Source organism: Deinococcus actinosclerus, from assembly GCF_001507665.1.
Lineage (GTDB): Bacteria > Deinococcota > Deinococci > Deinococcales > Deinococcaceae > Deinococcus > Deinococcus actinosclerus.
In genome coordinates, this window is the sequence record NZ_CP013910.1 from 1470189 (window position 1) to 1492996 (window position 22808).

A 22808-nucleotide genomic window follows, 5' to 3' on the forward strand; every position below is an offset into this window, starting at 1 on the left:
GGGGAGGGGTCACGTGGCCTCTCCCTTCTTCATGCAGTCTTGAGACATTCCGGTCAGGTGGGGCGTGGCATGCTGCGCGGGTGCCCCTCGCCCGCCTGCTGTTCCTCGCCTGCGCCCTGAGCCTGTCCGCGCAGGCTGCCGCGCCCGCCAAGGCCGCCCCCACGCCGCCCGGGTACGTCCTGAGCGGCATGCCGCTGATCCGGCAGTCGTACAACGCCTGCGGCCCAGCCAGTATCACGCAGGTGCTGGGGTACTTCGGGCTGCGGGTGGACATGACCGAGGTGAGCCGCCTGACCCGCCCCACCGAGCGGTCCTACATGACCGCGCAAGCCATCGTGGACTTCGCGCCGCGCGTGGGGATGCAGGCGCGGCTGTTCACCGGGGGCAGCGTGAACACCGCCCGCGCCGCCATCCGCAGCGGTCTGCCCGTCATCGCCCTCCAGAGCCACATCACGGCGCAGGGGCAGGTCATCCCGCACTGGCGGGTCCTGATGGGCTACAACGACCAGACCCGGCAGGTGTTCATCATGGACCCCCTGCTGGGCTACGTGGCGATGGGCTACGACGACATGAACCGCGTGTGGGCCGACCAGCGCGGTCAGTTCGCGGTGCTGTACCCGCCGAACATGGCCGCGAAGGTCAGGAGCGTCATCGGCTGAGCGTCACCGTCCGTCGTGCACGGGACTGAACAGCGCCGCGCGGAACGGCTGCGCCGCCGGGAGGCCGTCCAGGGCAGCCTCCACCTCCCGCTGCTGCTCGGGAGTCAATTCAGGTGTGCGGGCGTACACGTCCAGCCCGGCGGGCGTGAAGGGCGTCCGTTCGAACACCGTGACTGCCCAGCCGTCCCCGGCGGCCAGCACCCGCCAGCAGCTGACCGTGAAGCTCGTCAGGAGGCTCACGCCGCGCCACGCCCAGCCGCCCCCGGGCAGTGGGCTGTCCAGGCCGACGATCAGTCCCGGTCGCCCCCGGCGGGTGAAGCGCACGGTGTCCACCACCCGCCCGTCCGGCAGCGGCGCGTAGGTCACGCTGGGGTTGTCCCGTGCACGCCACAGCGGCAGACTGGTGCGCACCACGAACCACGTGCCGGTCAGGACCGCCTCCGTCATGCGGGCCAGTCCAGGCGCAGCAGGGCGTCCACGGTGGCCTCCAGGGTCAGGGTGCTGCTGTCCACGACGGCCCACCCGGCCTCCCGGTAGATTTCGGGGGGCATCTGCGGGTACAGCCCGTCGATCAGCGGTACCAGCACCGACGTGTCGTACGTCTTGTTCGTGCGGGTCCGGTTGCGTTCGTGCGCGACTTCCAGCGTCGTGAACAGCCGCACCGGGCGCACGTCCAGTCCCGCCCAGTGCCGGGCCATGAATGTCAGGTCGGCGGGCCACAGCACGTCGTCGATCGCCACCGCGAACCCCTCCTGCGCGTACAGGCGGGCCGTCTGGGCCGCCGCCGTGCGGGCCAGCGCGAACTGCCGCGCGGCCTCCGGCGGGTGGTCCAGCGCCGGGTGCGCGAGGCCCGACACGACCAGCTCGCGCAGGTCGTCGATGGGCAGGTGCAGCCCGAACGGGAAGCGGGCCAGCAGCGAGCGCGACACGCTGGATTTGCCCGCGCCGGGGCTGCCGCTCAGTACCCAGATCACGCCCCGCCCGCTCTGCCCAGTCCCCTCGGTCATGTCACGGAGCGTACAGTGCCGCCCCGGCGGGGAGGCGCTAGCCTGCGCGCATGACCTTTTCCATCGTGGGCCGCGACGCCCGCACGGGTGACCTGGGTGTGGCGGTCGCCAGCAAGTTCCTCGCCGTGGGCGCGCTGGTGCCCTTCGTGCGCGGCGGCGTGGGCGCCGTCGCCACGCAGAGTTACGTGAACCCCACCTTCGGCCCCGAGGGCCTGCGCCTGCTGGCCTCCGGACTGGACGCCGCCGCCGTGGGCGCGCACTTCCAGGCGACCGACTCCGGCATCGCGCAGCGCCAGTTCGGGCTGGTCGGGGCGGATGGCCGCAGCGTCACCTTCACGGGCCCGGACTGTCACGCCTGGGCGGGCGGGTACGCCGCCGCCGACGTCGCCATCCAGGGCAACATCCTGGCCGGGCCGGGCGTCGTAGAGGCCATGCGCGCCGCCTGGGAGGCCGGATCGGCCCTGCCGCTGCCCCGGCGCCTGCTGGCGGCCCTGAACGCCGGGGACGCGGCCGGCGGTGACCGGCGCGGGCGGCAGTCGGCGGCCCTGGTGTGCGCCGGCCCCGGGCGCGGCTACGGCGGCCTGACGGACGACTGGGTGAACCTCCGCGCGGACGACCACGCCGAGCCCTGCCGGGAACTCGCGCGGCTGCTGGACCTGCACGACCTGCTGTTCACCCGCCCCGAGAGCACCCGGCTCCTGACCGGGGAGGAACTCGCGTGGCTGCGCGCCCTGCTCGTGGCGCAGGGGCACGCCACCGCGCTGCCCGGCGGTCCCTGGGACGCCGACACCGAGGCCGCCGCCTGGGCGCTGTTCGGCACCGAGAACCTGGAGGAACGCTGGGTGCCGGGCGGGCAGATCGACCCGGTCGCGCTGGCGTACCTGCGCGCCCAGTACCCCACCCGGGTAGGCTAGCGGCGCGGTACACTGCGCCCCATGCGGCTTTCCGCCACCGACGTGTACGCCTTCCAGGCCCTGGGCTTCCTGGGGTCGCAGGCCCTGGACCGCTGGGTGTCCAGCGAGGAGATCAGCGAGGCGACCGGCGTGCACCGCCCGTACCTCGTGCGCATCCTGGCCGCCCTGACCGCCAAGGGCGTCGTGAAGAGCAAGAAGGGCATCGGCGGCGGGTACGCCCTGGCCCGCAAACCGGGGCTGATCAGCCTGTGCGAGGTCGTGCGCGCCATCGACGGGCCGGTGGCGCCGCTGTCGTGCATCAGCCTGAACTGGCACGAGCCCTGCGTGGAGGAGGCCCGCTGCCACGCCCGCAACACCATCTACACCCGCATGCGCGACGCGATGCTGGGCGTCCTGCAGGAATTCAGCGTGCAGGACCTCGTGCTCGACGCGCAGCAGGGCGTCAGTTACGGCCACTGCCTGGGGCACCTGCTGAAACCGAACGCCTGACCCGCACATGAAACGGGTTCCGTCTGTTTCGTTCACAACCCGGAAGGCCACCGTGTTGCGAACTCCACGCCCGGAACCCGTTTTTCTCCTGTTCGCTCTGCTCCGCAGCTCTCCGAGTCCGCTCGGGTTGAAAGGTTTTGCAAACCTTCAACCGGAGTCCGTATGAGACGCCCGGCACGCCGCTCCCATCCGGGAAACGCGCGCCGGGCGGTACACTTCCCGGCAGTGAACAGCCCCGCGAAGGACCGCATGATCAGGACCGTGAGAACCCTCCTGCTGGGAGGCCTGCTGCTCGGCGGCGCGCTCGCCGCGCCCCGGGTCGGTCAGCACGACGGCTACACCCGGCTGGTGTTCGACCTGCCCGCCGCCACGACCGCCAGCAGCCGGGTCGCCGGGCAGAGCGTGACCGTCACTCTAGGCGCCCCGCTGAAAGCGGATCAGGGCCCGCTCAGCGCGTCGGGCGTCACCGCGTACGCCGTGGCGGGCCGCACCGTGACCGTCACGCTGGCCAGGGGGCACGGCAGCGCGAAGGTCAGCGTGCTGCCCGCCGCGTCCGGACAGCCTGCCCGGCTGGTCATCGACGTGCCCAGCAGCGTGGCGGCGTCCGCCGTCCCGGCGCGGCCCGTCACGGCGTCCCCCACCCCCGCGCGGCCCCCGGCGGTCGTGACCCGCGTGGCCTCGACCGCCGCGGCCAACCGGCCCCGGATCGTGCTGGACGCCGGGCACGGCGGGATCGATCCCGGCGCGGTCAGCCGCTGGGTCAAGGAGGAGGACGTCACGCTGGACGTCGCCCTGCGCACCCGCGCCGAACTCGTGCAGCACGGCGTGGACGTCATCCTGACCCGCAGCCGGGACCAGCACCTCAGCGCCGACAAGCGGCGGGACCTCGCGGCGCGGTCGAACATGGCGAACAACGGCGTGGTGAGCGCATTCGTCAGCATTCACGTGAACTCGGCCGGACCCGGCGCGCAGGGCATCGAGACGTACTACTTCGGGCAGCCGCTCGCGGGCGGCAACCGCAGCCTGGCCGTGCTGGAAAACGGCGGGGGCAGCGTCGGTGAGGAACTCACCCGGCAGGCCGCCGGGACGGCGCAGAAGGAACTGGGGGACATCCTCGCGCAGGCGAAGATCTCCTTCAGCCGCCAGCTGGCGCAGAAGGTGCAGTCCCGGCTGATCGCCGCGACCGGCGCGGTGAACCGCGGCGTGCAGACCGACGCGTTCTACGTGATCAAGAACCCCACCACGCCCGCCATTCTGGTCGAGGTGGGCTTCGGCTCCAGCCCGGTCGAGGGCCCGAAACTGGCGAGCGCCGCGTACCGCGAGCGGCTGGCGCAGGCGCTGGCGGCCGCCATCCTGGACTTCCTGAACACGAAGTGACCCGAACGGCAGAGGAACGCCCCGTGACCGACTCGGGCGTCCCTCTGACGTTCGGGTGTCAGTCGGGCTGGTTGACCGGGCGGGCCTGATCCAACCAGCCCCAGTCGCGCAGGTAGGCGCGGAAGTCACCCAGCAGCTCGGCGGCCTCGTGGCGCTCCTGTTCGGGCAGGGTGCGCAGCCACGCCTCGCCGGTCAGGCGGGTGTAGGCCAGCAGCGGGGCGGGTTCGCCCAGGTGGGCTTCCAGCCGCTCCAGCAGCTCCTCGGCGCGGGCGCGGGTCCAGGGGCGCTGGCGGGCCAGTTCGTTCAGGTAGTCGGCGGCGGCGTGTTCCAGCAGCGCGGGGCGACCCACGATCCAGGGGGCCTTCACGGGGGGCAGGGCTGCGGTCACGCGCGCCACCCGGGGAAGCCCTCGATGGCGACCAGCGTGGGGCGCGGGACGTTGCTGCCCGCCTTCGCGGCGAAGTTCGAACGCAGCTTGTCCAGGCTCTCGCTGTCCTCGCCGGGGTGCTGGATGGACACGAACAGCGTCTTGCCGTCCGGGGACCAGACGGGGCCGGTCATCTCGGCGTCCACCGGGCCGATCGCGAAGCGGTACGCCTTGCCGGCGTTGGGCCCCTCGGTGGGGAAGAAGAACATGGCGTTGTTCCCGTGGAAGCCCTTGATGGGGTTGGTGCTCAGGTCGCTGTTGTCCGTGACCATCCACAGGTTCCCGTACGGGTCGAACACGAGGTTGTCGGGGCTGGCGAAACCGCTCTGCGGGCCGCCCACGGCGAACACCTCCCACAGGAACGTCTGAGCGGTCCAGTCGTCCCCCGCCTCGCGGAACTTGATGATCTGCCCGAAGTAGTTCCCGTGCTTGCTGTTGTTCGTCAGCGAGATGTACACCTCGCCGGTGCGGGGGTGAATCTCGATGTCCTCCGGGCGGTCGACCGGGGTGCCGCCCACCGCCAGGGCGCTGGCGCGGGCGTCGGCCAGCACGTCGGCCTGACTGGCGAACAGGGCCTTGCCGTCGGCGCCCTTGGCCTCCTGGAGTTTCTTGTTGCGGTCGTAGTCCAGCAGCACCCAGCTGCCGTTGCCGAAGTTCGCGACGTACAGGTCACCCTCTTCCAGCAGCGTCAGGTTGGCGGCGCGGTCTTTCGGGTTGTACCTGCCGCGCGACACGAACTTGTACACGCAGGAGTCCTGCATATCGTCGCCCATGTATCCCACGACGCGGCCGTCGGCGGCGACGGTCACGGCGACGTTCTCGTGCCGGAAGCGGCCCATCGCGGTGCGTTTCTTGGGGGTGGACTTGGGATCGAAGGGGTCGATCTCGGTCACCCAGCCCTGGTGCATGGCCTCGTACCCGCTGCCCGCCCAGGCCTTGGTGTAGCCGTCCACGTTCTCCTCGCAGGTCAGGAGGGTGCCCCAGGGGGTCTGCCCGCCCGAGCAGTTGCCCACGGTGCCCTTGACCATCGTGGCGCCCTTCACGGCGGCCGAGCCGCGCGCCGGGCCGGTCAGTTCGATGTCGGTCAGCGCGTCGATGCGGCGGTTGCGGGGGTCGGGCATGATGGCCCACTTGCCCCCTTCCTTGCGCACGCGCACCACGCTGACGCCCATGGCTTCCATCTCGGCCCTGATCTGCGCGGGCGTGCGGTTCTTGGTGTCGCCACCGACGAACAGGGCGTTCACGTACTCGTGGTTGATGGTCAGCAGGGCGTCGGTGCTGCTCTGGCCGCCCTCGAGCATGTCGATGGGGAAGAAGCCGACGTAGTCGTGGTTGAAGCCGATCTCGCGCCCGGCGTCCGTGAAGACCTCACCCCAGGGGGCCAGCACCTGATAGCGGAAGCCGGCGGGCAGCGTCAGGGCGTCGGCGTTCCCGCTGGGGATCGCGCGGAACGGGGCGACCGTCTGGGGCTTCACGGTCCTGGGGTCCACGGTGCTGGGGCCGCCGTTGTTCACGGCCTCGGCCTCGCTGATGGTCAGGGGCAGCGTGATCGCGGCGGCGGTGGCGGCGGCGCCCCCCAGCGCGCTGCGGCGGGTGAGTCTGGTGTCCAGCAGTCGGTGCCAGAAGCTGGCGGTGCCCGTGTCCTGTGTCATGCGCCGAAGGATGCCGCCCCATTGTGGCCTGAGGGTCAATCGGGTGTCAGGTCACTGTCAGGCTGGGGCCGCTAGGGTGCCGGCAGCGTTGCACCCCCGAAGGGGGGCGTGTGTGGATGAGCACATGTTAAGCATCCTTTGCGGACCGGCACGCTTAATATGAAATCGTTTCAGCCTCTGCCTCCGGGCGGACGGTGCGAAAGGAGCATGATCTTGGAAACTCTGCGCGTATCCGGCACATCCCGTCCCAACGCCATTGCCGGAGCTATTGCGGCCCTCCTGCGTTCACAGGGTCAGGTGGAGATCCAGGCCATCGGGCCGACCGCCGTGAACCAGGCGGTCAAGGCGCTGGCGATTGCCCGTGGGTATCTGGTGGGCGATCAACTGGACCTGTATACCCAGCCTGAATTCGTGAAGCTCGACGTGCATGAGGAGGAGCGGACGGCCGTGCGTTTCTTCGTGCAGGGCATTCCTGCGCCCGGGAGCGCACCGAGCTGACCGCCGATCCGTCTGCTCATGCTGGGCGCTGCCCGGATGAGAGACACCCCACCCGCCGGTGAGGCAGGGGCGCCCGGAGGATCAGTCTCCGGGCGCCTTTCTTCGTGGCGCGCGGTGGGCTCTCCGGGATGAGGACTGCGTGCCGCTCAAGGCGTGACGGGCGAAGTCTCATAAAACTTGAGTCTATCGCGCTAAGATATGGGGAGGAGGCAGTCTGACATGGAATTCTTCGGCCCCTACACCCCCCTCATCCTGATCATCCTGGTCGCGTCCTTCGTGATCCAGGGCGCCCTGACCCGCACCTACCGCCGCTGGAGTGGCGTGCGCAACCCCCGCAACCTCACCGGCGCGCAGGTCGCCCGCATGATGCTCGACGCCAACGGCCTGAGCCACGTGCCCGTGAACGCCGTTCCCGGCAGCCTCAGCGACCACTACGACCCGATGCGCAAGACCGTGAACCTCAGCGAGGGCGTGTACAGCGTGCCCAGCGTCGCCGCGATGGCCGTCGCCGCGCACGAGGTGGGGCACGCCATCCAGGACCGCGTGCGCATGCCCGCCCTGGTCGCCCGGGGCCGCCTGGCCGTTCCGCTGAGCCTGGGCATGAACCTCGCGCCGCTGCTGTTCATGGCGGGCGTGTTCCTGAACTTCGCGGGTCTGATCTGGCTGGGCGTGGTGCTGTTCGGCGCGGCGCTGCTGTTCCACGTGATCACGCTGCCCGTCGAGTTCGACGCCAGCCGCCGCGCCCTGGCCTACCTGAACCAGACCGGCCTGAGCGGCAGCCCCGAGGCGACTGGCGGCGCCCGCAGCGTCCTGACCGCCGCCGCCCTGACCTACGTCGCGGGCTTCGCCATGGCACTGGCGCAGTTCCTGAACGTGCTGAGCATCGCCCGCAACGACGACTGACCCGAACTGAGACTGACCCGAACTAAAAACCGCCCCGGCCAGGTGCTGGGGCGGTTCTTGGTGCGCGGGGTTCAGACGTTGAAGCCGAACATGCGCATCTGACGCTTACCGTCCTCGGTCATTTTGTCCGGACCCCATGGCGGCGTCCACACGAACTCCACGTTCACCTCGCTGACCCCGTCCAGGCGGCCCACGGCGAGTTCCGCGTCGCTGCGGATCAGGTCCTGCACCGGGCAGCCCACGCTCGTCAGGGTCATGGTGATGTCTACCAGTCCCGACGCCTGGATGTCCACGCCGTAGATCAGGCCGAGGTCCACCACGTTCACCGGGATTTCCGGGTCCTTCACGACCTTCAGGGCCTCCAGCACCTGCGCCTCGCTGGGCAGGCCCGCCGCCGGGACGGGCGCGTTCTCGGGAGCCGTCATCAGTTCTGCCCCTGCACGCTGGGCAGGCCGCCTTCCACCCAGGCCATCGTGCCGCCCGCGAGGTTCACGACCTGACCGTACCCCTGCGCCTTCAGGAACTCGCCCGCGCGGGCGCTGCGCGCGCCACTGCGGCAGATCATGACCAGTTCACGGTCTTTGGGGAGTTCCGCGTAGCGGGTCTCGAACTCGCTCAGGGGGATCAGCTGGGCGCCCTCGGCGTGCACCTCGTCGAATTCGTTCTGTTCGCGGACGTCCACGAGCAGCGCGCCCTGCTGCACGCGGCGCAGTCCTTCCTGTGGGGTGACATCTTCCATGCGGCCCAGCATACCCGAGCGCACGGGTCGGAATGTGCCCCAGCCGCGTATCCTGCGCGCATGACCCTGCCCGAAGGTGCCACCGTCATCGACTTGCGCCCGGAGGACCTGCGCGCCGCCGACCCCCTGGGCGACCTGACCGCGCGGCCCGTGCGCGCCGTGAGCCTCCAGGCCATCGAGGACGGCGCGCACGGCCTGACCCCGGACCTGGGCCCGCTGGTCGTGATCTGCGAGCGGGGCGTGCGCTCCGGGCTGGCCGCCCGCTACCTGAGCGCCGACGGGCTGGACGCCCGGGCGTACCCCGGCGGCGTGCCTGCCCTGCGCGTGGCCCTGAGGGGGGATGAGGCGGGCGGCAACTGACCGGGCGGGGACGCCTCTCACGCCGGGGGGCTCTAGACTGACCGCCATGAGTGCCCTGCCCCCCGGTTTCATCTCGACCCGTGACGTGCTCGACGAGCGCCTGAGCGGCGCGGACGTCCGCCGCCTGGAACTGAAGTACGGCAACGAGGAACTCCTGTACGGCCTGGACGTGCTGGGCCTCGCCGGGCCGTTCTCCCGCGTGACCCCCTGGGAACTGGAGGACGAACGCGGCGTGCGCCGCATCAACGCCAGCGGGTACGCTGCCACGCCCTTTGGCGAGATGCCGCCCGCCATCACGGAGTTCATGCACGAGTTCCTGCGGAAGAACCGTGCGATGGGCCTGCCGCAGCAGTCCACCGGCCCCTGGCGCGCCGCCCTGCAGGCGAACCTCGTGGGGCTGCTCGCGCGGGAGCTGCCCAGCCACGCGGACAGTCAGGTGTTCTTCTGCTCCAGCGGCACCGAGGCCATCGAGGGCGCCCTGAAGTTCGCCAAGGCGTGGCGTCCGAAGGCGAAGTACCAGATCTCGTTCGCCAGCGGCTATCACGGCAAGACGCTCGGCAGCCTGAGCCTCACGCCGAACCCCGAGTACCAGGACATCTTCCGCCCGCTGGTGCCCGGCGCGCTGACCAGCCCGTACGGGGACCTGGACGCCCTGACCCGCCTGATCCGCCGCGTCGGCGCGGACAACGTGACCTGCGTGGTCGTGGAACCCATCCAGGGCGAGGGCGGCGTGAACATTCCCCCCGCCGGGTTCCTGCGCGGCGTGGGCGAACTGTGCCGCAGGCACGGCATTCCCGTCATCGCCGACGAGATCCAGACCGGCCTGGGCCGCACCGGGCACTGGTTCGAATCCGCCGCGCAGGGGCTGGATGCCGACATCGTCACGCTCGCCAAGCCGCTGGGCGGCGGCATGACGGCCGTGGGCGCCACCATCGTCCGCGCGCCCATCTACAAGAAGATGCTGGGCGGCCTGAGCAGCAAACGCCACAGCAACACCTTCGGCGGCGGCGCGCTCGCCATGGCGGTCGGCCTCAGGAGCCTGGAGTACCTGATCGAGAACGACCTCCCGGCCCGCAGCGCCGCGCTGGGTGCCGAGGGCCTCGCGCGGCTCCAGGCGGTCCAGAAGCGCTTCCCGAACCTGCTGGAGGCCGTGCGCGGCCAGGGCATGCTGTTCGCGCTGCAGTTCCGGCCCATGGTGGGCGTGCCGCTGCCCGGCGCGCTGAAGGAACTCGTGTTCGAGGCGACCGCGATCCTCGCGCTGCGCGAACTGCACCAGGGGGGCGTCATGGCCAACCTGTCCCTGAGCAGCAAACGCACCGTGCGCCTGACGCCCGCGCTGGACATGCCGCAGGACGTGTTCACCACGATGTTCGACCGGGTGGAGGCCTTCGCGCAGACGCACCCGAGCGCCCGCCACCTGCTGACGAGCACCCCCCCGCAGGTCACCGCGCGCCTCGCGGCGTTCGCGGCCAGCAAACCCAAGAAACGCACCCCCAGCGACGGCTGACCCGGTCAGGACGAAGCGGCCCCGGTGTCATCACGGGGCCGCCTGACGTGCGGCCGGCTTCAGGCCAGCCCGCAGGCCCGCTGCACGAGCAGGTGCAGTTCGTCGCGGCCCAGGCGGCGCACCTCCAGCGGCAGGTCGCCCGGCAGGGCACTCAGGCCCGGCACGATCGGCACGAAGCGCAGCTCGGGGCGGCAGATCAGGTCGCGCGCGGCGGTCAGCGCCAGCGTGAAGTCCACGCGCAGTTCGAAGTGGGCGTTCAGCTCGGCCCGCAGCGGGTCCGGGTCCCCCGCGAGCAGCGCCACGAGGGCCGGGTGAGGCGCGAAGGCGTCCTCCAGGTGCCGCGCGGTGCGGGGCACGTCCAGGAAGACGCCTGCGCCGCTCAGGACGTAGCCGCTCACGCGGCGGCGGCACAGGTCGGGGTTGTCGCCGCGCACGAGCGTCACCTGCCGCCCCGCGCGGGCCGCGCCGCCCAGCAGCGCCCACAGCCGCCCCAGGCTGGAGTAGCGGGCCAGTTCGACGTGCCCCGCCGGTCGGTGCGGGAGGGGCCGGGTGGGGCGTTCGCTGGCGGGGCTGGGCACGGCCGCATCGTACGGCGCGGGGCGGGTGCGTGAAGGTGACGTGAAGCGGAACCGGGCGCGTCCTCGCAGTCCGGGCGTCCTTGAACGCGGTACAAGATCAGCATGACGAGCACGCCTGACCCGAGCGCCCTTCTGGCCGGCCTGGACCTGCGGGCCCTCGCCGCGCTGAGCGAGCGCGTGGACCTGCCCGCGCTGCTGGGCGCCGCCTCCCGCCTGAACGACCGGCAGCTGGGCCAGCTGACCCGCACGCTGAGCGGGCCGCACGACGACCACAGCACCCTGCCCGCACCGGACGGGGACTTCCTGGGCCAGCTGGGCACCCTCGGGCCCGACGAGCGGCAGACCGCCGCGGACGTGCGGGCGTTCATGGAGACCCACGTCGCGCCGATCATGAACGAGTACTGGAACCGCGACGAGTTCCCCCGCCAGCTCATCCCGAAGCTGCGCCGCCTGGACCTGCTGCGCCGCATCTGGAACGAGGACGGCACCCGCAAACCCAACGCGACCGTGCTGGAGGGCCTGATCACCCTGGAGGCCTGCCGGGTGGACGTGAGCACCGCCGTGTTCTTCGGCGTGCACGCGGGACTGGCCTTCGCGTCCGTGGCGCTGGGCGGCAGCGACGAGCAGAAGGCCGAGTGGCTGCCGAAGATGCTGGACCTGGACGTCATCGGCGCGTTCGGCCTGACCGAGCCCGAGGGCGGCAGTCAGGTCAGCCAGGGCATGCGCACCACCTGCCGCCGCGACGGCGACCGCTGGATTCTGCGCGGGCAGAAGAAATGGATCGGGAACAGCACCTTCAGCGACTTCACGGTGATCTGGGCGCGGGACGTGGACGGCGGCGAGGTCCGCGGCTTCATCGTGCGCGCGGGCACCCCCGGCTACAGCGTCGAGAAGATCCAGGGCAAGACCGCGCTGCGCATCGTCGAGAACGGCCTGATCACCCTGGACGACTGCGCCGTGCCCGACAGTGACCGCCTCCAGAACGTGCAGGGCTGGCGGACCACCGCCGAGGTGCTGAAACTCACCCGGGCGGGCGTGGCGTGGCAGGGGGTCGGCTGCGCGATGGGCGCCTACGAACTGGCCCTCGCGTACGCGCAGACCCGCGAGCAGTTCGGCAAGCGCATCGGGGAATTCCAGCTCATCCAGAATCACCTCGTGCACATGCTGGGCAACGTGACCGGCATGCTGGCCCTGTGCCTGCGCCTGAGTCACCTCGCCGACGCGGGCGACATGCGCGACGAACACGCTGCCCTGGCCAAGGTCGTCACCGCCGCGCGCTGCCGCGAGACGGTCGCGCTGGCCCGCGAGACCTTCGGCGGGAACGGCATCCTCCTGGAGTACGGCGTCGCGAAGCACTTCGCGGACACCGAGGCCATCTACTCCTACGAGGGCACCAACGAGATCAACACCCTGGTCGTGGGCCGCGCCATCACCGGCCTGAGTGCCTTCGTGTAACCCCGCCCGCCTGCGGGAAGAGGTTGTGCGAGGTTGTGGGATCGGCTGCCCTCGCGCCGCACCCCGGCCTCCTATGCTGACCGGCGTGACCCCTGACCCGCCCGTCCGATCCCGCCGACCCGCCCGCCTCTCGCCACGCGTCCGCACGTGGCTGGTGGCGGGCCTTTCACTGCTCGGCGGGTACGTGATCGCCACGGCGCGGCAGGTGGCGGTGCGGCCCCCGCTGGTGCTGGGGCAGGACGCCGTCAGTTCCCCGCAGAGCCGGGAGGCCCGCGTGACACTGGAACAGGCGGGCGGCCCGGTCATCCGCATCCGCCCGGCGGGCGGGGAGGCGCGGACGCTGCTGGTGTTCTACCCCGGCGGGCTGGTGCGCCCGCAGGCGTACGAGTGGCTGGGCCGCGCCCTGGCCGATCAGGGCGTCGAGACAGTCATCCCGGCCTTCCCGCTCGATCTGGCCGTCACGGCCGCCGGCCGCGCCGACGCGCTGATCGGCGCGTACGGGGGCGGGAAGCGCGTGGTGATCGCCGGGCATTCGCTGGGCGGCGCGATGGCCGCGCAGTACGCCGCCCGGCACCCCGGGAAGGTCGCGGGCCTGATCCTGATGGCCGCGTACCCCGCCGGGAACGTGACGCTGACAGGCCAGACGCTGCCCGTCCTGTCCCTGCTGGCCGAGCGTGACGGCGTCGCCGCCCCCGAGGATGTGCGCGGCGGCCTGAACCGCCTGCCTGCGGGCACCACCCTGACCGTCATTCCCGGCGCGGTGCACGCCTTCTTCGGCCGCTACGGCCCGCAGCGGGGCGACGGACAGCCGGACGTGAGCCGCGCGCAGGCGGAAGGCGACATCCTGAACGCCGTCCAGACCTACCTGACCGGACTGCGCTGATCCGGTACCCTGCGGCATGACCCGCCGACTGCTGCCCCTGGCCCTGACGCTCCCGCTGCTGGCCGGGTGCGACCCGCAGGGCCTGGACCTGTACTCCCCGACGGACGCGCGGGACTACGTGCGGTCCTGCGCCCGCGCCCGCAGTGACGTCATGTGCCGCGCCATGCAGCCCACCCTGGCCGCCGTCAGCGGCCCCGTGAGCGTCCTGCTGCCCAACACCGGAGACACCGAGCGCGAGGAGGCCCTCACGCGCTTCCTGGCCGGGCGGGGCACCACCCTGGCCGCCTTCCGGAGTGACGCGGCCCTCCAGGCGGCGTTCGCCCGCGCGAACATCTTCCCGGTCGCGCAGCTGCGCACGGGGACCTTCCGCACGCTGGACGGCACCCCGCACGAGGTGACATGCGCGGAGCATGTCTCTGGTCTGGGCCCTGAGTGCCAGATCGGGCCGCTGGGCGGCGTGGACCACCTGCACTACCGCAAGCCCCAGGCCGACAGCCTGTACGCGACGTCCCCACAGACGCTGGGTGAACTCATCTTCTTCCCGTTCTGACTGCGGCGGGCCGCAGGGCGCAGGGGCGTGGCGCTGGGCGCCCGAGCATGGGCAAGCGCTGAAGGCGGCCCGCACCCATCCCGGTGGGCGGGCGGGGATCATGCCGGGATGAGCCGGTCTGCCCCCACCCCCCGTGACGGTTTCGTGCAGGTGCGCGGCGCGCGGGAACACAACCTGAAGAACGTGGACGTGGACCTGCCCAGAGGCGCCCTGGTGGTGTTCACCGGGGTGTCGGGGTCCGGGAAGTCCTCGCTGGCGTTCGGGACGCTGTACGCCGAGGCGCAGCGCCGCTACCTGGATTCCGTGTCGCCGTACGCGCGGCGGCTGTTCAACCAGCTGGGCACCCCGGACGTGGACCGCATCGAGGGCCTGCCGCCTGCCGTGGCGCTCCAGCAGGGGCGGGGCGTGACGTCGGCGCGCAGCACGGTGGGCAGCCTGACCACCCTGAACAGCGTCCTGCGGCTGCTGTACTCCCGCGCGGGCGACTACCCGGGGGGGCAGGGCATCATCTATGCGGAGGGGTTCTCGCCGAACACCCCGGAGGGCGCCTGCCCGGAATGTCACGGGCTGGGGCGCGTTTTCGACGTGACCGAGGCGAGCATGGTGCCCGACCCGTCGCTGACGATCCGCGAGCGGGCCATCGCCGCGTGGCCGACCGCGTGGGGCGGGCAGAACCAGCGGGACATCCTCGTGACGCTGGGCTACGACGTGGACACGCCCTGGCGCGACCTGCCGCAGCGCGACCGCGACTGGATCCTGTTCACCGAGGAGCAGCCGCAGGTGCCCGTCTACCCCGGCTTCACGCCCGAGGAGACCCGCCGGGCCCTGAAACGCCGCGCCGAACCGTCCTACATGGGGACATTCACGTCCGCGCGGCGGCACGTGCTGCACACCTTCGCGACCAGCGGCAGCGAGAGCATGAAACGCCGCGCGGCGTCGTTCATGGTGATCCGCGAGTGCCCCGTCTGCCACGGCAAACGCCTGACCCGTGAGGCCCTGGGCGTGACCTTCGCCGGGCTGGACATCGCGGACTTCTCGCGCCTGCCGCTCAGCCGCGCCGCCGAACTGCTGGCCCCCGCCGCCCGTGGGGACACGGACCGCCCCGGTGGCCCGCTCCGCCCGCAGGAGGAGGCGCTGGCCCTGACCCGCCTCGCGGGCGACCTGTGCGCGCGGATCGAGGTGCTCGGGCGCCTGGGCCTGGGGTACCTGACCCTGGAACGGGGCACGCCCACCCTCTCGCCCGGGGAGCTCCAGCGGCTGCGGCTGGCGACCCAGCTGTACTCGAACCTGTTCGGGGTGGTGTACGTCCTCGACGAACCGTCCGCCGGGCTGCACCCCGCCGACACCGAGGCGCTGCTGGGCGCCCTGGACGATCTGAAGGCCGGGGGGAACTCGCTGTTCGTGGTCGAGCACGACCTCGCCGTGATCCGCCACGCCGACTGGATCGTGGACATCGGCCCGGCCGCCGGGCAGGGCGGGGGCGAGGTGCTGTACAGCGGCCCACCCGCGGGGCTGCGGGACGTGGCGGCCTCGCAGACCGCGCGCCACCTCTTCGCGCCGCCCAGCCCGGACCGCCCGGCGCCGCGCGAACCGCAGGGCTGGCTGGAGGTGCAGGGCGTGACCCGCAACAACCTGCGCGGTCTGGACGCGCGGCTGCCCCTGGGCGTCCTGACCGCCGTGACCGGCGTGAGCGGCTCGGGCAAATCCAGCCTGATCACCCAGGCCCTCGCGGACCTGCTCGGCGCGCACCTGGGCCTCATGCCGCCCGCGCCGGAGGGCGGCACCGACCCCGCCGACCTGCTGAGCGCCGACGACGCGCCCGCCCCCACGGGTGGCACGCTGGGCGGCGACGTGGCCCGCGTGAAGCGGCTGGTGCAGGTCACGCAGAGTCCCATCGGGCGCACGCCGCGCAGCAACCTCGCCACGTACACCGGCCTGTTCGACCACGTCCGCAGCCTGTTCGCCGCGACGCCCCTGGCGCGGCGGCGGCACTACCGACCGGGCCGTTTCTCCTTCAACGTGAAGGGCGGCCGCTGCGAGCACTGCCAGGGCGAGGGCTGGGTCATGGTGGAACTGCTGTTCCTGCCGTCCGTGTACGCTCCCTGCCCCGTCTGCCACGGCGCGCGCTTCAACGACAGCACGCTGGAGGTGAAGTGGGCGGACCTGAATATCGCGCAGGTGCTCGACCTGACCGTGGACGCCGCCGCCGACGTCTTCGCGCACGAGCCCCCCGTCGCGCGCGCCCTGAGCACCCTGCAGGAGGTGGGACTGGGCTACCTGCGGCTGGGGCAGCCCGCCACGGAACTCTCCGGCGGGGAGGCGCAGCGCGTGAAACTCGCCTCGGAACTCCAGAAGGCCACGCGCGGCCACACCGTCTACCTGCTCGACGAGCCCACCACCGGCCTGCACCCCAGCGACGTCGATCGCCTGCACGCCCAGCTGCGCCGCCTCGTGGACGCCGGGCACACCGTGATGCTCGTCGAGCACGACCTGGGCCTGATCGCCGCCGCCGACTGGGTGATCGACCTCGGTCCCGGCGCGGGCGAGGACGGCGGGCAGATCGTCGCGCAGGGCACCCCCGAACAGGTCGCCCGCTCACAGCGCAGCCGCACCGCGCCGTACCTGGGCCGGGCCCTGGGCGACCTCACCCCGACCTGACACGAGTGGAGAACGGGCCGCCTGAATGCTGGGCGGCCCGCTCTCGAATGACGTCAGTTGAACAGCTGCGCCACCTTCAGGAGCGTCTGCCACACGCCCCACACCAAGGGCACGGCGGGCGCCAGCCACGCCAGCAGGATCACGGGCGTCGCGGGCGCAGTCTCGGGGGTCGGGGGTCGGTCGGTCATGTGGTGGCCTCCAGGGCTGGGCCCGGGTTCAGTCGTCGCCGGGGTGGGGGTCGGGGGTGCGGGTGTCGGCCCAGTAGCGCTGCGCGACGGGCCGCACGAGGAGGTTCGCGCCGAAGCCCACGACGAGCAGCGCCGCCATGATGTACATGGTGGTGCTGTAGGCCTGCGCGGCGGGCACGCCGGACGCGATCTGCCGGTCGCGGAAGCCGTTCACGAGGCTGGGGCCGACGATCGCGGCGGCACTCCAGGCGAGCAGCAGGCGGCCGTGGATCGCGCCGACGTTCGCGGTGCCGAACATGTCGCGCAGGTATGCGGGGATGGTGGCGAATCCGCCGCCGTACATGCTCATGATCACGCAGAAGCCCGCGACGAACAGGCTCAGGCTGCCCATGTTCCCGAACATCGGGATCAGGAAGTACAGCGCGGCGCCCAGCGCGAAGAAGATCATGTACGTGGGCTTGCGCCCGATGCGGTCACTCGTGGACGACCAGAAGAAGCGGCCCGCCATGTTGAAGATGCTCAGCAGGCCCACGAAGCCGGCGGCGGCGGCGGCGGTGACGCCGTTCCCGGCGCCCAGCACGCGGTCACTGAACATCTCCTGGATCATGACGCTGGCCTGCCCGAGCACGCCGATCCCGGCGGTGACGTTCAGGAACAGCACGGCGAACAGCAGCCAGAACTGCGGCGTGCGGAACGCCTGATCCACGAGGACATTGTGGCTGCTGATCATGCCGCCCGCCGCCTGGGGTTTCGGTGTCCAGCCGGGGGGCGTCCAGCCGTCGGCGGGCACGCGGATCAGGAACGCGCCGAACAGCATGAACAGCAGGTACACGGCGCCCATGATCAGGAAGGTGCTGCCGACGCCCAGCGTGCCGTCCCCGGCGAAGCGGCCCATCAGGGCGGTGCCCAGCGGACTGCCGATCAGGGCGCCGCCGCCGAAGCCCATGATGGCCATGCCGGTGGCGAGACCGGGACGGTCCGGGAACCACTTGATCAGGGTGCTGACCGGGCTGATGTAACCCAGGCCCAGGCCGACGCCGCCCAGCACGCCGTTCCCGAAGATCACCAGCGGCAGTGAGTGCAGTTTCACCCCGAGCGCGGCGACGAAGAACCCGCCGCAGAACAGCAGGGCGCTGGCGACCATGGTCTTGCGGGGCCCCTCGCGCTCCACCCACTTGCCGAACAGGGCGCTGCTGGCGCCCAGGAAGAACAGCGCGACGCTGAAGATCAGGCCGACCTGAAAGAGTGTCCAGTCGCCGGGCGCGCCCGTCTCGGCGCTCACGTCGCCGCTGAGCAGCCGGGTGAGGGGTTTGTTGAACACGGAATAGCCGTAGATCTGGCCGATGCTCAGGTGCACGGCCAGCGCGGCGGGCGGCACCAGCCAGCGGCTCCAGCCGCGCCCGGCGACGGACTGCGGACGATCCAGAATGCCCATTGCGACCTCCTGTCAAGCGTTCAGTTGTTTGACATGAAGGAGTCTAGGCGCCGCTCCCCGCGCCGGTCTTCACGCGTCTGCCGGAGACTCCTCATCTGACCCGGCGGACAGGCGTTCTCCCCCGGCGTACACGGTCAGCCGGTCGCCGCGCGCGAAGCCGCACAGCGTCACCCCGAAAGCCGCCGCCGTATCCACCGCGAGGCTGGTGGCCGCGCCCACCGCCACGACCACCGCGACCCCCGCCGTGACGGCCTTCTGCACGATCTCGAAGCCCGCGCGGCTGCTCACGACCAGCACCGCACCCGACAACGGGAGGCGGCCCCGCGCCTGCGCCCAGCCCACCAGTTTGTCCACGGCGTTGTGCCGTCCCACGTCCTCGAAGGCCGCCAGCCGCGTGCCGTCCGGCGTGAACAGGGCCGCGCCGTGCAGGCCGCCGGTCGCCGCGAAGCCCGGCTGGGCCGCCACCAGCACCTCCGGCAGGTCCGAGAGCCACGCCGCGTCCAGCGGGCTGCCCGCCCAGGACGGGGGAGAGGCGCGGGCCATCAGGCGCTCCACACTGCCCGACCCGCACACCCCGCACGCGCTGGACGACACCGCCAGCCGCGCGCCCGCCGCGAGCCGCGCGAAGTCCGGCGTGTGCAGGTGCCACACGTTCGGATTCTCCGCGTCAGGGTGCAGCTTTAGGTCGTCGGGCAGCAGGTCCTCGGAGACCAGCCAGCCCAGCAGCAACTCGCGGTCGTGCCCGGGCGTGCGCATCAGCACCCCCAGCGGCAGCGGGCCGTCCGGCGTGTGCAGGCGCAGTTCCAGCGGTTCCTCGACCGCCACGGCGTCCACCCGCTCCGCTGGTGCCCCGCCCCGCCACAGCACGACGGGGAGGCCGGTCGTCGCCTCCCCGCCCGGCCCGCCGTCTGGGCTGCTGTCTGAATTCAGCGGCCTACCTCGGCCTGATTGGCGGTCTGCGGCACGGCCTCGTTCGCCTCGCGCAGCGCCCGCCCCGCGCCCTTGAGAAGCGCGAAGATCGCGCCGAGCGCCACCTGCACGTCCCGGTCCTTCAGCAGGCCCAGCAGTTCACCCAGGCCGATGCCCTTCCCGGCCGCGACGTGCCGCGCGCCTTCGTGCACGCCCACCGTGACCGCGTGCCCGAGCACGCTGACCTCGCCCGGATCGAGTGCCGAGAGGGTCTTGCCGAGTTCGGTCACGTTGCGGATCAGGGCAGTGCTGCTCTGCCCACCCAGGATGTGCAGCAGCGAGGCCGTGAGGCCCTCGCCGCCCCGCACGGTCTTCTGCGCGACATCCAGCACGCCGTGCTCGTGCAGCTGCCGCAGCAGGTGCAGGCCCGCCAGCAGCGCCTCGGTGGAGTCGGCCACCTCGGTGTGCAGCTGCTCCTGCGGGGTGGGCGTGCGGGGCGTGAATTCGAGTGGTTTCGCCATTCAGGACTCCTCCGTAGGTGTGAAACGCTCAGTCATCGGCGCCCAGCGCGTCGGCGCGCGCGTTCAGGCTGTCGCCGTGCATGGGCAGCAGCCCGCCCGGGAACACGTAGTCGGGCCGCGCCCACTTGCGCTCGACCTCCACGCCCTGCTGCGGCGTCGGGTGCCCCCAGCGCGGGTTCGTGGCGGGCAGCGGATTGGGGCCCACGTCGTGCAGCACGTCCAGCCGCACGCGGGTGTCCTTGTACGCCGGGGTGTTCGTGGTCGCGTCGCCCTGCGAGCCCGTCAGGCGGTTCACGGCGTCCTCCGCCTTACGGGCGTTCATGGGCACGAACACCTGATTCCCACTGACCCGACCGGTCACGAGCACCTGCAGGCGCACCGCGCCGTGCTCACTGACCAGCCGTGCCCACTGCCCGCTCTGGATGCTGCGCTCGGCGGCCAGTTCGGGGCTGATCTCCACGAACGCATCCGGGGCCTTCGCGGCGATCCCCGCCACGCGGAAGGTCATGTTCCCCTCGTGGAAGTGCTCCAGCATGCGCCCGCTGTTCAGGTGCAGGTCGAACTGGTCGTTCGGGGCCTGCTGGCGGGGCCGGTACTCCCCGGCGTACAGGCGCGCCTTCCCGTCGGGGAAGTTGAAGCGCTCGGTGTACAGCAGCGGCTGATCGCTGCCGTCCTCCGCGACCGGCCAGCACAGCGTGTCGTAGCCCTCCAGGCGGTCGTAGCTCACCCCGGCGAAGTGCGGCGTGAGGCGCGCGATCTCCGCCATGATCTGGGCGGGGTGCGTGTAGCCCCAGCGGTGCCCCATGCGCTCGGCGACCGCCGTGTAGATCTGCCAGTCGGGTTTCGTGCCTTTCAGGGGCGGCATGACCTCGTACAGCCGCTGGATGCGGCGCTCGGTGTTCGTGAAGGTGCCCTCCTTCTCCAGCGACGCCGCCGCCGGCAGCACCACGTCCGCGAAGCGCGCCGTGTTCGTGAAGTACAGGTCCTGCACGACCAGGAACTCCAGCGCCTCGAAGCCCTCCTGGAGGTGGTTGGCGTTCGCGTCGGTGAGACTCATCTCCTCGCCCGTGATCCACAGGGCGCGCAGGTCCCCGCGGATGGCCGCGTCGATCATCTGCGTGTTGTCCAGGCCGCGTTCGGGGCGGAGGGTGACGCCCCACTCGCGCTCGTGGCGCTGCACGGCGAACGGATCATCGACCCGCTGGTACCCGCTGACCGCGTCCGGCTGCGCGCCCATGTCCGACGCGCCCTGCACGTTGTTGTGGCCGCGCAGCGGGTACGCGCCGGTCCCCAGCCGCCCGTAGTTCCCGGTGATCAGGAGCAGGTTGCTGATCGCCGCGCTCGTGTCGGTCCCGCCGCACTGCTGCGTGACGCCCATCGCCCACAGGATGCACACCCGCTCCTCGCTGGCGATGCGCCGCGCCAGGGCCTCCAGCGTGGCGGCGCTCAGGCCGGTCTCGCGTTCGGCGCGCTCCAGGGTGTACTCCTCGATGGACGCGCGGAACTCGTCCAGGCCGTTCACACGGTCGCGCAGGAAGGCTTTGTCCTCCAGGCCGTTGTCCAGGATGAACTTGCTGACGGCCGCCAGCCACACGAAGTCCGTCCCGGGGTTCGGGCGGTGGAACTCGTCGGCGCGGCGGGCGAGTTCATGCTCGCGGATGTCGAACACGATCACCCGCGTGTGCCCCAGCTTCTGCGCGCGCTTCACGCGGGTGGCGAGCACCGGGTGGCTCTCGGCGGTGTTGCTGCCCACCGTGATCACCAGACTGGCGTTCTCGATGTCCTTGATGGTGCCGCTGTCCCCGCCGATCCCGACCGTCAGGGACAGGCCCTTGCTGGCCGGGGACTGGCAGTAGCGCGAGCAGTTGTCCACGTTGTTCGTGCCGATCACCTGACGCGCGAACTTCTGCACCAGGAACGCTTCCTCGTTGCTGGCCTTGCTGCTCGCCACGAATGCCAGCGCGTCCGGTCCCTTCGCCGCGCGGATCTCAGTGAAGCGCCGCGCGACCAGCGCCAGCGCCTCGTCCCAGGTCGCCTCGCGGAATCGGTCCCCGTCGCGTATGAGGGGGCTGGTCAGGCGGTCCTCGCTGTTCACGTAGTCCCAGCCGAACTTGCCCTTCACGCAGGTGCTGATGCCGTTGGCGTGCCCCAGGCCCGGCTCGACCTTCAGGATGTGCCGTTCGTCCGTCCAGACGTCGAATGAGCAGCCCACGCCGCAGTACGTGCAGACCGTCTTCGTCTTCTTGATGTAGCGGTCGCGGGCGGCCGACTCGATCTCGCTGACGTTCATGATCGGCTTCAGGCCCGCGCTGGCCTCCACGCCCTTGACCACGTCAATCGCCGAGTTCCACACCGGCAGCGGAATTCCGGTGAACAGCCCCGCCTCGCCCAGCATGGACTTCTCCTGCAGGGCGTTGCAGGGGCAGACCGTAATGCAGTGCCCGCAGCTGACGCAGCTGCTCTCACCGATGGGTTTCCCGCCGTCCCACAGCACGCGCGGCTGCTCCGCCTCCCAGTCGATCGTCAGGGTCTCGTTCACCTGCACGTTCTGGCAGGCCTCCACGCAGCGGCCACACAGGATGCACTGGTCCGGGTCGTAGCGGTAGAAGGGATTGCTCATGTCCTTCTCAAAGCCCTTGGGCTGGAAGGGCCGGGTCTGGTGGTCGATGCCCAGCACGCCCAGCGTGTTGTGCACCGTGCAGTTCCCGTTGTTGTTGTCGCACACCGTGCAGTACAGGTCGTGGTTCGCCACGATCCGGTCGTACGCGTCGCGCTGCGCCGTGCGCGCCGCGTTCGTCTGCGTGCGCACCACCATCCCGGCCCGCACCGGCGTCCCGCACGCGCGGCCCACCACGCCGTCGATCTCGACCGCGCAGGTGTCGCACGTCTGCAGGGGGCCCAGCTGCGGGTGGTAACACACCTGCGCCAGTTCGATCTGCGCGCGGTTGATCACGTCCACCAGCGGCTCGCCTGCCCACGCCGCCTGCGCGGCCCCGTCCACCATGACCTGCACCTGCGCCCCGCGCGGCGGCCGGGTCGGCCCCACCTCGCTGCGGATATGCGCGTCGTTCGGCACGTCCAGTTCGCCCATACGTCCTC

At 71.4% G+C, this 22808-nt stretch carries 24 protein-coding genes; 12 read left to right on the top strand and 12 right to left on the bottom strand.

The annotated features are described in order from the left end of the window. Positions 1-80: 80 nt before the first annotated feature. Positions 81-659 carry a C39 family peptidase gene (locus AUC44_RS07155; RefSeq protein WP_231724558.1) on the top strand — a complete coding sequence of 193 codons (579 nt, stop codon included), beginning with the start codon at positions 81-83 and terminating at the stop codon, positions 657-659. Between the two features lie 3 nt (positions 660-662). Here AUC44_RS07155 and AUC44_RS07160 read toward each other — a convergent pair whose 3' ends face one another. Together AUC44_RS07160 and AUC44_RS07165 are read right to left on the bottom strand one after the other, a co-directional pair. Further along, positions 663-1106, bottom strand: coding sequence for a hypothetical protein (locus AUC44_RS07160; RefSeq protein WP_062158023.1), 444 nt, complete (start codon positions 1104-1106; stop codon positions 663-665). Continuing rightward, positions 1103-1666 (bottom strand): AAA family ATPase, encoded by a 564-nt coding sequence (locus AUC44_RS07165; protein ID WP_062158024.1) that lies wholly within the window; start codon positions 1664-1666, stop codon positions 1103-1105. The genes AUC44_RS07160 and AUC44_RS07165 overlap by 4 nt, the downstream gene beginning before the upstream one ends. A 50-nt stretch (positions 1667-1716) precedes the next feature. On the opposite strand from AUC44_RS07165, the gene AUC44_RS07170 reads away from it, so the two are divergent. The 3 genes from AUC44_RS07170 to AUC44_RS07180 all read left to right on the top strand — a co-directional run bounded on the left by AUC44_RS07170 (position 1717) and on the right by AUC44_RS07180 (position 4446). Beyond that, a complete protein-coding gene (locus tag AUC44_RS07170; RefSeq protein WP_062158025.1) occupies positions 1717-2580 on the top strand; it encodes a DUF1028 domain-containing protein in 864 nt (287 codons plus the stop codon). Between the two features lie 21 nt (positions 2581-2601). Next, the gene (locus AUC44_RS07175; RefSeq protein WP_062158026.1) at positions 2602-3069 is read left to right on the top strand and encodes an Rrf2 family transcriptional regulator; all 468 of its coding nucleotides are present in this window, start codon (positions 2602-2604) and stop codon (positions 3067-3069) included. Positions 3070-3330: 261 nt separating this feature from the next. Beyond that, the gene (locus tag AUC44_RS07180) at positions 3331-4446 is read left to right on the top strand and encodes an N-acetylmuramoyl-L-alanine amidase family protein (RefSeq protein ID WP_335338695.1); all 1116 of its coding nucleotides are present in this window, start codon (positions 3331-3333) and stop codon (positions 4444-4446) included. 58 nt (positions 4447-4504) lie between these two features. Here the strand turns inward: AUC44_RS07180 and AUC44_RS07185 are convergent, their stop codons facing one another. Together AUC44_RS07185 and AUC44_RS07190 are read right to left on the bottom strand one after the other, a co-directional pair. After that, complete coding sequence (locus AUC44_RS07185) at positions 4505-4834, bottom strand: hypothetical protein (RefSeq protein ID WP_231724559.1); 330 nt, start codon at positions 4832-4834, stop codon at positions 4505-4507. Beyond that, positions 4831-6525 carry a PhoX family protein gene (locus AUC44_RS07190; RefSeq protein WP_062158027.1) on the bottom strand — a complete coding sequence of 565 codons (1695 nt, stop codon included), beginning with the start codon at positions 6523-6525 and terminating at the stop codon, positions 4831-4833. The genes AUC44_RS07185 and AUC44_RS07190 overlap by 4 nt, the downstream gene beginning before the upstream one ends. A gap of 213 nt (positions 6526-6738) precedes the next feature. On the opposite strand from AUC44_RS07190, the gene AUC44_RS07195 reads away from it, so the two are divergent. Both AUC44_RS07195 and AUC44_RS07200 read left to right on the top strand, forming a co-directional pair. After that, positions 6739-7023, top strand: a complete 285-nt coding sequence (locus AUC44_RS07195) for a stage V sporulation protein S (RefSeq protein WP_062159732.1) — start codon at positions 6739-6741, stop codon at positions 7021-7023. 219 nt (positions 7024-7242) lie between these two features. Then, positions 7243-7926, top strand: a complete 684-nt coding sequence (locus AUC44_RS07200; protein WP_062158028.1) for a zinc metallopeptidase — start codon at positions 7243-7245, stop codon at positions 7924-7926. Between the two features lie 71 nt (positions 7927-7997). Here the strand turns inward: AUC44_RS07200 and AUC44_RS07205 are convergent, their stop codons facing one another. Next, complete coding sequence (locus AUC44_RS07205) at positions 7998-8351, bottom strand: metal-sulfur cluster assembly factor (protein WP_062158029.1); 354 nt, start codon at positions 8349-8351, stop codon at positions 7998-8000. Beyond that, complete coding sequence (locus AUC44_RS07210; RefSeq protein ID WP_231724560.1) at positions 8351-8665, bottom strand: rhodanese-like domain-containing protein; 315 nt, start codon at positions 8663-8665, stop codon at positions 8351-8353. Before AUC44_RS07210 ends, AUC44_RS07205 begins: the two co-directional genes overlap by 1 nt. A gap of 60 nt (positions 8666-8725) precedes the next feature. Here AUC44_RS07210 and AUC44_RS07215 point away from each other — a divergent pair, with 60 nt between their 5' ends. Beyond that, entirely contained in the window at positions 8726-9025 is a 300-nt protein-coding gene (locus AUC44_RS07215; RefSeq protein ID WP_062158031.1) for a rhodanese-like domain-containing protein, read from the top strand. 46 nt (positions 9026-9071) lie between these two features. After that, complete coding sequence (locus tag AUC44_RS07220) at positions 9072-10532, top strand: class-III pyridoxal-phosphate-dependent aminotransferase (RefSeq protein ID WP_062158032.1); 1461 nt, start codon at positions 9072-9074, stop codon at positions 10530-10532. A 59-nt stretch (positions 10533-10591) separates the two neighbouring features. Here the strand turns inward: AUC44_RS07220 and AUC44_RS07225 are convergent, their stop codons facing one another. Then, positions 10592-11110: a hypothetical protein gene (locus AUC44_RS07225; protein WP_062158033.1), complete on the bottom strand. Its 519-nt coding sequence runs from the start codon at positions 11108-11110 to the stop codon at positions 10592-10594. 102 nt (positions 11111-11212) lie between these two features. Here AUC44_RS07225 and AUC44_RS07230 point away from each other — a divergent pair, with 102 nt between their 5' ends. The 4 genes from AUC44_RS07230 to AUC44_RS07245 all read left to right on the top strand — a co-directional run bounded on the left by AUC44_RS07230 (position 11213) and on the right by AUC44_RS07245 (position 16656). Further along, positions 11213-12565 (top strand): acyl-CoA dehydrogenase family protein, encoded by a 1353-nt coding sequence (locus tag AUC44_RS07230; RefSeq protein ID WP_062158034.1) that lies wholly within the window; start codon positions 11213-11215, stop codon positions 12563-12565. 85 nt (positions 12566-12650) lie between these two features. Next, on the top strand, positions 12651-13448 hold the full coding sequence (locus AUC44_RS07235) for an alpha/beta fold hydrolase (protein WP_231724561.1): 798 nt from the start codon (positions 12651-12653) through the stop codon (positions 13446-13448). 16 nt (positions 13449-13464) lie between these two features. Further along, positions 13465-13998 (top strand): hypothetical protein, encoded by a 534-nt coding sequence (locus tag AUC44_RS07240; RefSeq protein ID WP_062158036.1) that lies wholly within the window; start codon positions 13465-13467, stop codon positions 13996-13998. A gap of 108 nt (positions 13999-14106) precedes the next feature. Continuing rightward, on the top strand, positions 14107-16656 hold the full coding sequence (locus AUC44_RS07245) for an excinuclease ABC subunit UvrA (protein ID WP_062158037.1): 2550 nt from the start codon (positions 14107-14109) through the stop codon (positions 16654-16656). A gap of 53 nt (positions 16657-16709) precedes the next feature. Here AUC44_RS07245 and AUC44_RS17195 read toward each other — a convergent pair whose 3' ends face one another. The 5 genes from AUC44_RS17195 to fdhF all read right to left on the bottom strand — a co-directional run bounded on the left by AUC44_RS17195 (position 16710) and on the right by fdhF (position 22800). Further along, the gene (locus AUC44_RS17195; protein WP_257721372.1) at positions 16710-16844 is read right to left on the bottom strand and encodes an MFS transporter small subunit; all 135 of its coding nucleotides are present in this window, start codon (positions 16842-16844) and stop codon (positions 16710-16712) included. A gap of 28 nt (positions 16845-16872) precedes the next feature. Further along, positions 16873-18279: an OFA family MFS transporter gene (locus AUC44_RS07250; RefSeq protein ID WP_062158038.1), complete on the bottom strand. Its 1407-nt coding sequence runs from the start codon at positions 18277-18279 to the stop codon at positions 16873-16875. Between the two features lie 69 nt (positions 18280-18348). Beyond that, the gene (locus tag AUC44_RS07255) at positions 18349-19104 is read right to left on the bottom strand and encodes a formate dehydrogenase accessory sulfurtransferase FdhD (RefSeq protein WP_335338696.1); all 756 of its coding nucleotides are present in this window, start codon (positions 19102-19104) and stop codon (positions 18349-18351) included. Positions 19105-19205: 101 nt separating this feature from the next. Next, complete coding sequence (locus AUC44_RS07260) at positions 19206-19709, bottom strand: helical membrane plugin domain-containing protein (protein WP_062158040.1); 504 nt, start codon at positions 19707-19709, stop codon at positions 19206-19208. A 28-nt stretch (positions 19710-19737) separates the two neighbouring features. Beyond that, the gene (gene fdhF, locus AUC44_RS07265) at positions 19738-22800 is read right to left on the bottom strand and encodes a formate dehydrogenase subunit alpha (protein ID WP_082688978.1); all 3063 of its coding nucleotides are present in this window, start codon (positions 22798-22800) and stop codon (positions 19738-19740) included. Between the last annotated feature and the right edge of the window lie 8 nt (positions 22801-22808).